At 44.3% G+C, this 8,103-nt stretch carries 8 protein-coding genes, 1 tRNA gene and 3 pseudogenes; 10 read left to right on the forward strand and 2 right to left on the reverse strand.

Annotation, left to right across the window (positions count from 1 at the left end; translation table 11 throughout):
- Positions 1-323 precede the first annotated feature (323 nt).
- The 4 genes and pseudogenes from FDX01_RS24125 to FDX01_RS00845 form a co-directional block, all read left to right on the forward strand.
- Positions 324-632 (forward strand): annotated as a pseudogene (locus FDX01_RS24125) (hypothetical protein); the annotation flags it as partial.
- A gap of 6 nt (positions 633-638) precedes the next feature.
- Positions 639-1,385, forward strand: coding sequence for an ATP-binding protein (locus FDX01_RS00835; protein ID WP_137399067.1), 747 nt, complete (start codon positions 639-641; stop codon positions 1,383-1,385).
- A gap of 9 nt (positions 1,386-1,394) precedes the next feature.
- Complete coding sequence (locus FDX01_RS00840) at positions 1,395-1,562, forward strand: winged helix-turn-helix transcriptional regulator (protein WP_137399068.1); 168 nt, start codon at positions 1,395-1,397, stop codon at positions 1,560-1,562.
- A gap of 171 nt (positions 1,563-1,733) precedes the next feature.
- Positions 1,734-2,462 carry a DUF1627 domain-containing protein gene (locus FDX01_RS00845; protein WP_137399069.1) on the forward strand — a complete coding sequence of 243 codons (729 nt, stop codon included), beginning with the start codon at positions 1,734-1,736 and terminating at the stop codon, positions 2,460-2,462.
- 121 nt (positions 2,463-2,583) lie between these two features.
- Here FDX01_RS00845 and FDX01_RS00850 read toward each other — a convergent pair whose 3' ends face one another.
- Complete coding sequence (locus tag FDX01_RS00850; RefSeq protein ID WP_137399070.1) at positions 2,584-3,690, reverse strand: prolyl oligopeptidase family serine peptidase; 1,107 nt, start codon at positions 3,688-3,690, stop codon at positions 2,584-2,586.
- A gap of 114 nt (positions 3,691-3,804) precedes the next feature.
- Entirely contained in the window at positions 3,805-4,227 is a 423-nt protein-coding gene (locus FDX01_RS00855; RefSeq protein ID WP_137399071.1) for a DUF805 domain-containing protein, read from the reverse strand.
- A gap of 706 nt (positions 4,228-4,933) precedes the next feature.
- Between FDX01_RS00855 and FDX01_RS00860 the strand changes: the two genes are divergently transcribed.
- From FDX01_RS00860 to FDX01_RS22960, 6 genes and pseudogenes are all read left to right on the forward strand, one after another.
- The gene (locus tag FDX01_RS00860; RefSeq protein WP_137399072.1) at positions 4,934-5,533 is read left to right on the forward strand and encodes a DUF1367 family protein; all 600 of its coding nucleotides are present in this window, start codon (positions 4,934-4,936) and stop codon (positions 5,531-5,533) included.
- A pseudogene (locus tag FDX01_RS00865) lies at positions 5,533-5,823 on the forward strand (DUF1364 domain-containing protein). Before FDX01_RS00860 ends, FDX01_RS00865 begins: the two are co-directional and overlap by 1 nt.
- On the forward strand, positions 5,820-6,362 hold the full coding sequence (locus FDX01_RS00870; RefSeq protein ID WP_137399073.1) for a DUF1133 family protein: 543 nt from the start codon (positions 5,820-5,822) through the stop codon (positions 6,360-6,362). Before FDX01_RS00865 ends, FDX01_RS00870 begins: the two are co-directional and overlap by 4 nt.
- A gap of 361 nt (positions 6,363-6,723) precedes the next feature.
- Positions 6,724-6,799, forward strand: a tRNA-Thr gene (locus FDX01_RS00875).
- A 749-nt stretch (positions 6,800-7,548) separates the two neighbouring features.
- Positions 7,549-7,733: pseudogene (locus tag FDX01_RS00880) on the forward strand (DUF4222 domain-containing protein).
- A 127-nt stretch (positions 7,734-7,860) separates the two neighbouring features.
- Positions 7,861-7,998 carry a hypothetical protein gene (locus tag FDX01_RS22960; protein ID WP_170974744.1) on the forward strand — a complete coding sequence of 46 codons (138 nt, stop codon included), beginning with the start codon at positions 7,861-7,863 and terminating at the stop codon, positions 7,996-7,998.
- Positions 7,999-8,103 lie beyond the last annotated feature (105 nt).

Here is an 8,103-nt window from a genome sequence, read left to right on the forward strand (position 1 = left end):
GGGTGCTGGAGGGCAAATTATCAGGCGACTCTGCATCGGAATTTCACGAGTCTGCGATCGCAGCGTTACAAGCTGCTGGGCTGAATGTTTGCTGCGAGTATCCGGTTTCTGAACGTGGTGACGGACGTGAAGGGAGGATTGATATTGTCGTGATTGATGGAAACGGGGTCCGGTGTGGTATTGAGCTTGATCGAAACTCTCCGCGGCAAAAATCACTGTTCAAACTTGGCTCTGTCGAGGTGGGGATTTGCGTTTTACGGCTTAGCGGTATCGCAAGGCGAATTGAGCAGAACATTTTGGTCATTGGCGGTGCAATTCAAACCAAAAAATTCAATCCACTGAACGTGGTGCTTCCTGACTGGCTTTCGGCTCCGTTGTGGTCTGAGTGGATCGAGTTTCGCCGCGCGCTGGGCAAGCCAGTAAAAACACCACAAGGCGCAAATGGGGCAATTCGCGAACTGGATAAATTCCGGCAACAGGGATTTACGCCGGAGCAGGTTATTCGGCACAGCATTGCCCACGAGTATCAGGGGTTATATCCGCCGAAAGAGTTTCAGACGATGGCAAACAGTCGAAATATCAACAGCGTTTCGCAACCGGACAACACGATCCCACCGGGTTTCAAGGGGTAACTGACCATGAAAAATATAGCGACAAGCGGAGTTCTGGAGCGTATTCGAAAATTTGCGCCAGCGCATCTGACCGCGCCGTTCCGTACTCCGGAGGAGTGGCGGGAGTGGCAACTTGCCGAAGGGCGGAAGCGCTGCGAGGAGATCGAGCGCCAGAACCGGCAGGTACGGGTTGAAAAAATTCTCAATCGTTCGGGCATCCAGCCGCTTCACCGCAAGTGTTCGTTTGCGAATTATCAGGTTCAGAACGATGGCCAGCGGTACGCACGCAGCCAGGCCAGGTCCATCGCTGGTGAACTTGATTCGGGTTGCACAAATTTCGCTTTCAGCGGGAAGCCGGGAACAGGGAAAAATCATCTGGCGGCGGCTATCGGTAATCACCTGTTAAGAACCGGTAAAACCGTGATTGTGGTTACCGTTGCAGACGTTATGAGCGCCTTATACGCCAGCTACGACGACGGGCAGTCCGGCGAAAAATTTCTACGGGAACTGTGTGAGGTTGATCTGCTGGTCCTGGATGAAATTGGTGTGCAGCGCGAAACGAAAAACGAGCAGGTTGTGCTGCACCAGATTGTTGATCGCCGGACTGCATCGATGCGCAGCGTGGGAATGCTGACCAATCTGAACTACGACGCAATGAAAGCCCTCCTGGGTGAACGTGTTATGGATCGCATGACCATGAACGGCGGGAGATGGGTGAATTTTAATTGGGAAAGCTGGCGCCCGAATGTTGGTCAGGTTGACGCGGTGAGGTAGTTCAGAGGCATGAACAGCAAAAACCAACAGGCGGTGATCCGGCATCTGCTGGAGAACGGGGAAGCTACGCCACGCGAGCTGGCTGATGCTCTTGGTGTGGCCAACAAAAAAATACACAACCTGCTCCAGAACATGCAGCGGTACGGACGGCTTGAGCGGGAAGGAAAAAAATACTGACTGGCGCGGAACTGGCAGGAAAAAATCTGTACTGCCAAACCACTACCCGAGCGCCAGCCAGCGACGAAATGTGTTGCAGTGCAGGAGTGCCGACGCAACTGGAAAGGGTATCAGGTACACAAAATTTTTGGGAGCAGCCGGGGAGCCGGTAACAGAGTTTAAGGAGTTTAAATGGAAACTATCCTGAAAGCGCTTGAATCAATGGGGAAGGCCTCATCACTTGAACTTGCCGCGCGCCTTGGCATGGAGCGTCAACAAGTGATTAACAAACTGTGGGAACTGAAAAACGCTGGAGTGGTAACTAAAAACGGCCCGTCCTGGTCGTTATCAGATGGCTGCGACCTGGAAAATGAAAATGTTGGCGAAATGCCCGCATCCAGGGTTACCGAGCTGCATCTGACCGAAGCTCTCGAAAAGCATGGTCCGCAGACGGCTGACGAGCTTGCCGCTTTGTTCGGTGTTACATCACGCAAGGTGGCGTCGACGCTGGCGATGGCAACTAAAAAATCGCGTGTTCATCGTGTCGCCAAAGACGGTAAATATCGCTACTGCCTGCCAAACCAGTATGTAGCTGAAGTGCAGGAAAACCAGGGAAACAGTAAACCTGAGCAGCAGCCGGAGAGAGTGAGATTACACGCGCCAGGAATTACATCTCCGGCGAGCACAGAAGATATTGTAGAAGTGGTGCAGTCAATTCCGTCATTCACTGAAAATCGTCACGACGACATGATTTTTCCCTCTCTACATATGGCCAATCGCGAGTTACGCCGGGCGAAATATAAGGTTCAGAAGTGGGAGCGCGTTTGCGCAGCGCTGCGGGAGCTGAATAAGCACCGAGATATTGTCACCCAGCTTCGCAAGGAGGAGGCGCGGGGAAGAACGATTAAATCCACGGGGTAATTTTTTAATATATTGAAGGAAATCGCCCCATAAGGGGCGATAACAGTAGTTCTAAGGAAAATTTAGCTTATATAAAAATATGGGGCACGCGCTCTGCGTTGCAATTATAGCCATCAAATAACTATCTTCCTGTCAATTCATGAGAAATCTTAGCAATATCTTTATCAGAAAAAGTAATATTACTTTTTCTTCCAGTATCTGCCAGTATTTTTTCAGCTATCATTTCTGTTAATGGTGCAATAATATTGAAATGATCTCCGTTTGGAATCTTGTAAATGAAAAGCGGAATTTTTTCTTTTTTAGCTACTTTTTCGATATTGTCGAATGCTTGCCAATAATGCTCTTCTCCTTCAAAATACCATGTAGGATTTTTGATTGATTTAATGTACCTTGCGGGAGAACGTAGTTGAAACTCCTTTTTTGTTTGTTTAAAAGGAATCCTCACCGACATTTCGCCACCTTCAACGCGAGCTTTCAGATCTGGTATTCCGCCAAGGCTGAAATATCCTCGAAATTTTGTACTATATTCACTTGCAAGCAGAACTCGTGTACCACCAGTGCTGTGGCCTGCAAGGTATATACGTTCTGGATCGACATAGCTCAGCTTCGACAACCAATCAAAAGCTGCTTCAATATCATCTAATTCGCCATAAAACATTTCATAGCGACCTGGGTTTTTATCCTCGCCACGGAAACTTGGCAACATGACTACCAGACCAGCTTTACGAAATGCACTGGCGCTTTGGTCATCATCTCTATCATGTTCTCTCCAAAAAAAATCCTCACTGTCACTTAATCCGCCATATCCACCCGATATCCATATTACAGCAGGATGCCGTTTACCATCCTTAGGATCTGGGGTGACATAGGTAGTCATATCTCCAAGTTGTGTCGGATACTTTGTTAATATATAAGTATCTCTTGGGGGCGTAAGTATCCGCCCTGAGTCAGTAAAACTTTCAGCAATAATTTTAGTTGAGTAACTATTACGTGATTCTCGTAATGACTTATTACTCATAAGTACCATATGACCGGTTTCTGGGATTTTAATAACAGGTATCTGGTTAAGTATTTCTTTTCTTCTCTCCTCTTTAACCTTTATAATTTCAGCAGATGAAATGTTTTCTTTATTTACAATCACTTCATGACATCTGTTTAATATCGATGACAAAGTAATATTTAAAATAATTGCCACAAGTGTTGCTATAAGAATGAGAATGTATTTCATGCTGTTACGGATCAGTTTATTATTGATCCAGCCTGAAATCATGATTTGTATGATACAAGCTGGATGCCTTCTGAAGAACAGTGGTATTTATTTGGAATAACTTACTGCTCTTTTTTATCTGCAATATTTTACTAGCTTTTGCTCACCTGCGACATCAAGTGTTCTTTCGTCTTCAGCTTTAGGATCTTTGCCAAAACGGTTCTCACCTTCAGTGCCTTTAAGACACATGAAGATGAATAGCACAAGGTCACCAACAAGAGGGATAAAAGCCAATAAATACCACCATCCGGAACGGTTGGTGTCATGCAACCGCCTAACTGTAACGGCCATCGTAAATGGTATAAATGCGATAGTTGTTATCACCTGGACTATATCTTTATCTATACCTGCAAGGAGCAAGCCTATTATACACGGGAACATAATGAATAATAGAACACCTATACGGTAATACCAATATTCCCTTCTTCTGGTTCGGCCATTGAAGTTGGTAAGGTTTTTTAATGAGTTTTTGAAGCAATATGAGAACGTCAAGGACATTATTAAATCACCATAAAAAATCAAAAAGAAACAGTTACTGGTTTAAATAAAATTGTTAAACCAATTATTTCTATAGCCAGTAGCTACAAATGAAAATATTATTCCTATATTTAACCCAAGGATTAATCTATTATCATTCATTTTTTAAGGGAGTTCAATTCAAAAAAACCTTAATATATATGCTTATGGATCATTAATTTCGATCTATATGCTCGATATCTACGGATTTAGCATGATTAAACTTAAAATAGTTTTCGCGATTACTATTTTTTTGTTGTTAGTCTATAACTATTCCAATCATGTTTAATCAAATTTCATGTATTGATAATCAGTTTTGTCGATTAGGATTAATGAAGAGAGGTTACTGATGTTGATTGCTGCATTGGGTTGAATAAAATCCCCCTGCTTGATTAGCGCGCAGGGAGAAGAGGGATGGACTCCTCCTGAGGAGATGTTTCATGTTTTAGGATCTCAATCATGAATGAAAAGGAACTCTTGGCAATAATTAAAGTGTCTGGACGTTATGAGGTAATCACTCTTGCTGACGGGACATTTATCGTTATCCCTATACCTCCCGGCGCGATCCTCATTGAGCACAAGTCACACGTAAAGTCAGCAGAGCACTTCTGCTCCAAACATGACTGAACTATACTAATCGGCGTCAGCCTGAACAACTGACACCTGTCGCACCATTACGAGGATAGTAGTGGTGCATTTACAACTGGTTAAACAAACCTCCTCAGGCTTACTGCTTCCGGCGACGCCGGAGAGTAGCGATTTTTTACGTCAAATCAAAACTGGTGAGTGGATACATGCCGACTTCAGGCGTGTCCGAAACTATGCCTTTCACAAGCGGTTCTTCAAACTCCTGCAACTCGGCTTCGACTACTGGACTCCGGCCGGCGGCGCGATCACACCGCGTGAACGAAAACTGGTTTCAGGCTTCGTTGATTTTTTGTGTGAGTCAGTGGGCCGGGAGCACACCCCAGCCCTGAGTGATGCCGCGGAACAATATCTGAATACCGTAGCGACACACAGAACCCAAGATACTGTACTGCTCAAGTCATTTGACGCTTTCCGCGAGTGGGTGACAATCCAGGCCGGATTTTATACCGAGCATTTTTATCCGGACGGTAGTCGCGGGTGCCGGGCGAAATCCATCGCGTTTGCCAACATGGACGAAACCGAGTTCAGGCAGGTTTATAAATCCGTGCTTAACGTTCTTTGGAACTGGATCCTGTTCCGAAAATTCTCCTCGCAGGAAGAAGTTGAAAACGTGGCCGCGCAGCTGCTGGAGTTCGCGTAATGGCTGACTTACGAAAAGCTGCGCGGGGGCGAATGTGTCAGGTCAGAATTCCGGGTTACTGCAATCACAACCCCGAAACGTCCGTACTGGCGCATTACCGACTGGCGGGAACATGCGGCATCGCGACAAAACCCCATGACATGTAGGCGGCGATCGCCTGTAGCGCCTGTCATGACATAATCGATGGCAGGGTAAAAATCTACGATTTCATGAAAACAGAAATTCGCCTCATGCATGCAGAGGGTGTTTTCTGCACGCAAAAAATCTGGAGAGAGGAAAGCCTTATATGATCTATCCAATTAATACGGGAAAACCCGGAGAACACCTTCGGCTCACCACGCTGGAAAGTATATGGATTCAGGGGAAACTACGCATGTGGGGGCGCTGGTCATATATTGGCGGCGGAAAGCCGGGGAATATGTTCAACCAGTTGCTGACCTCTAAAAAACTGACAAAAACGGCAATTAATGAGGCACTTCGCAGAATGAAAAAAGCAGGGCTGGACAAGCCTGAACTTGAAGCATTTTTGCGGGAAATGATCAGCGGTAAGCAAAAGAGTTGGCTGGCGCATTGTACCGATTCAGAAGCGCTAAAAATCGATGGGGTTATAGGCGAAGTCTTGGCGGATCATCCCGGGCTATACAATGTCCTGAGTCAGCGTTATATGGGGAGTGGGATGAGTAAGTTAAAGATGGCAGAAGCGTTCAATGAGCTACATCCTGAGTGGAGCCTTAAAACGTGTAGAAATCGTATTGATGCATGGTTAAACATTGTGGAGTATATGCTTTATATACCAATGCAAAATGTGTTTAATGTGACGCGTCGCTAAAAAGTTATTGCTTTTTTGCCAACAAACTGCTTAAATTACGGTATGCTTCGCATAGCTGTATCGCGGGGCGAATAACAGGTATGAACAAATTTCAAAACCCGCCATTGTGCGGGTTTTTTCGTTTCTAAATCAATATAAGGCATATTCAAAAATAAATATTATTGCTATTTGTTATTTTTGATTTTTCAATATTTTAATCTTTAGTTGGTTTTACAAAAGAAACATAACTTTAACAAAAAAACTTTACATTAACTGACATTGCTTTGGTTGAAAATAATAGTTCTATCCGTATTATTTACAGCGGTTCTGATGGGTGACTTTATATTGCTCGGTCACGGATGTCCCTGATGAACCAATTAATGCCGACTTAGCTCAGTAGGTAGAGCAACTGACTTGTAATCAGTAGGTCACCAGTTCGATTCCGGTAGTCGGCACCATATGTGGGTATCGTAGACTATTACCTTAGCCTTCTAGGTTGCTGCTGATGTGGATTCGATTCCCGCAACCCACTCCAGTTTTCTTTCATATCATGTAGCGTCTATGAAAGAAAATAAAGAGGGTTGATTCTGTCTAGTATTATTCCGTTGTGATAGGCAAAGAGTTGACTCTCAGAATATGTACGCGTATTCTTCTCGTTGTCATTTTTTAATGATTTGTGACACAGGTAAACGGAAGTTTATGGGGATGGTTTAATAACTTGGCGTTGTAACGCACCTTTATCACACAACCTCTGTTTGTGGACAAAACCAGCTACAAACTCTGTGTCACTATTTTTATAGTATTTATATGCGTCTTGCTGTTAGCCATTTTTTGATGCTTAGGTTTGAGGAAACAATAAGACGCAATCTGAATGCAGTGAATCTACAATTAGCGTGGGGCAGAACAGTGTTATCGTTTGCTTTATCAAAAGCGTTGTGAGTCCTCGTATTTGAGTAAGAATTCTACGGGTAAAGTCGATACTGCATTCTTTATTGAGGTATTCCCAAGTGCGGGAGTGGTCTGGTAACGTTCGTCCGAGGGGTGCTGACATATTACATATTGAGGTAGATGGTATGTTTCGGGAGACTCCCGGCACCGCAACTGAATAGTAGTCTGAAGACTGCATGCTAATAACAATAATGACCTTCCCATGTATAGATTCCCACCTCTTGTGAGGTGGTTTTTTTACCAATGCATATTGTGTTATATGTTTGAGATGGTTGATTTACCGAGCCCTCAGCAACGTTATAAAGATGAGCGTGGTACGCTCGTGTCAATAATCAGTGTTGAGGAAAACCGTGTTGTTTTTATGCGGGAGGGATATCCCATCCCTGCATGAGACCAATGTATAACTTCTTGGCAAAGTTCAAGAAAGTTGCAGAGGAAAAATAACTCTATGGCAAGTTTGAAATGTGACAAAAAGAGAACGTATCTTGGGCATATAGGAACTTGGTAGGGTATTATGTTGTCTGTTAACTATAAGTCCATAATAGAACGTCTGTAGATAAAGGGGATATCAATGGGGGTATGGTTTGTTTTAGGCGGGATGCTTTGTTTCTTTATCGCTCATCTGGCCGATAAATATATAAAAATGCAAGTAGCTGAAGCAGCTATTTATACTGGGATATTGATGATAGCTTTGGCAGTCTTACTCTGAGGGTTGTATATTCAAATTTAAGATGTGGTAATGTAATATCTTGCAGTTAAGATTAATTGCATGAAATTCGAATGGGCCATTCTCGAAAGAGTGGCTGGGGCAGCC

Origin of the sequence: Citrobacter sp. wls613 (genome assembly GCF_005281195.1) — a bacterium.
GTDB classification, from domain to species: Bacteria; Pseudomonadota; Gammaproteobacteria; order Enterobacterales; family Enterobacteriaceae; genus Citrobacter; species Citrobacter gillenii.

What these genes read in the sequence shown, in the direction of transcription:
- FDX01_RS22960 (WP_170974744.1), top strand. Translation starts at nt 7,861, where the DNA reads ATGGGGGTATGGTTTGTTTTAGGCGGGATGCTTTGTTTCTTTATCGCT.
- FDX01_RS00835 (WP_137399067.1), top strand. Translation starts at nt 639, where the DNA reads ATGAAAAATATAGCGACAAGCGGAGTTCTGGAGCGTATTCGAAAATTT.
- FDX01_RS00845 (WP_137399069.1), top strand. Translation starts at nt 1,734, where the DNA reads ATGGAAACTATCCTGAAAGCGCTTGAATCAATGGGGAAGGCCTCATCA.
- FDX01_RS00840 (WP_137399068.1), top strand. Translation starts at nt 1,395, where the DNA reads ATGAACAGCAAAAACCAACAGGCGGTGATCCGGCATCTGCTGGAGAAC.
- FDX01_RS00850 (WP_137399070.1), bottom strand. Translation starts at nt 3,690, where the DNA reads ATGAAATACATTCTCATTCTTATAGCAACACTTGTGGCAATTATTTTA.
- FDX01_RS00870 (WP_137399073.1), top strand. Translation starts at nt 5,820, where the DNA reads ATGATCTATCCAATTAATACGGGAAAACCCGGAGAACACCTTCGGCTC.
- FDX01_RS00855 (WP_137399071.1), bottom strand. Translation starts at nt 4,227, where the DNA reads ATGTCCTTGACGTTCTCATATTGCTTCAAAAACTCATTAAAAAACCTT.